Genomic DNA, 1,414 nt, shown 5'->3' with positions numbered 1-1,414 from the left:
CAACGGCCGCACCGGCGGCCCCGGCAGCCCCCGCACTCCAGCCTGATCCTTCAGGCGCCAACACCGGAGGTGCGGCGGACATCGTCGGCGCATCGGCAGGCGCGCCCACCGCGGATGACCTGAAGAATCTGGGTCCCAAGGAGCCGCTCGCGGCGAAAGTGGCGGATGTCGTGGGCCACAACCGCATTTCGATCAATATTGTCTGGACCCTCGTGGCCGGCTTCCTGGTAATGTTCATGCAGGCCGGGTTTGCCATGGTTGAGACGGGTTTCACTCAGGCAAAGAATGCCGGACATACCATGGCCATGAACTTCATGGTCTATCCCCTCGGCATGCTCGGCTACTGGATCTGCGGCTTTGCCCTTCAGATGGGCGGTGTCGGCGGTGTAGCGACCCTCAGCGGCGGGACAGGTCTTCTGTCGAATGAGTTCGTCATACATCTTTTCGGAAAGGACTTCGGGCTCTGGGGCACAACGGGCTTTTTCCTCTCCGGTGTAAGTTATGATGCCTCGATCTTCGCGCTTTTCCTGTTCCAGATGGTGTTCATGGACACGACGGCGACCATCCCGACGGGTTCCATGGCCGAACGGTGGAACTTCAAGTCCTTCGTGATCTATGGCTTCATCATCGGCGGACTCATTTACCCGCTGTATGCAAACTGGGTATGGGGCGGCGGCTGGCTGTCTCAGCTCGGCAAGAACTTCGGGCTTGGCCACGGTCATGTCGACTATGCAGGTTCATCGGTTGTTCATATGGTCGGCGGTGTTTGTGCACTCGCAGGCGCCATGGTCATCGGACCGAGGCTCGGAAAGTATAAGGACGGGAAGATCAACGCGATCCCCGGTCATCACATCCCCATGGCGATCGTAGGTACCTTTATCCTTGCCTTTGGATGGTTCGGGTTCAATGCCGGTTCTTCACTCGCGGGCACGGACCTCCGCATCGGCGTTATCGCCACGAATACCATGCTGGCGTCGGCCGGCGGGGCCTTTGCGGCAATGATGTATATGTGGCTCAGGTACGGCAAGCCCGACATCAGCATGATCGCCAACGGCTTGCTCGCGGGCCTGGTCGCCATTACGGCGCCCTGCGCCTTCGTCACCGCGCCTGTAGCCGTACTGATCGGCGCAATCGCCGGAGTCCTGGTTTGCATCTCCGTGTTCTTCATTGACCGTACACTCAAGATCGATGACCCGGTTGGCGCCATCTCGGTCCACGGTGTGAACGGCGCATGGGGCGTCATCGCCCTCGGTCTCTTTGCCGACGGCACGTATGGAGACGGATACAACGGCATTGCCGGCGGGGTCAAAGGTCTGTTCTACGGCGGCGGTTCACAGTTCGCAGCGCAGTTGATCGGCACGGCGACAAATATTGTTTTCGTGTTCATTGCGTCCTACATCATGTTCAAGGTGCT

The 1,414-nt window shown here is 59.5% G+C and carries 1 protein-coding gene; it reads left to right on the top strand.

The annotated features are described in order from the left end of the window. Nucleotides 1-230: 230 nt before the first annotated feature. The coding region (locus tag HY308_14435; protein MBI3899472.1) for an ammonium transporter at nucleotides 231-1,414 on the top strand (1,184 nt) is incomplete at its 3' end.

This window comes from Gammaproteobacteria bacterium (assembly GCA_016199745.1).
GTDB lineage: Bacteria > Pseudomonadota > Gammaproteobacteria > Acidiferrobacterales > Sulfurifustaceae > JACQFZ01.
This window is presented reverse-complemented; position numbering and strand designations above follow the sequence as displayed.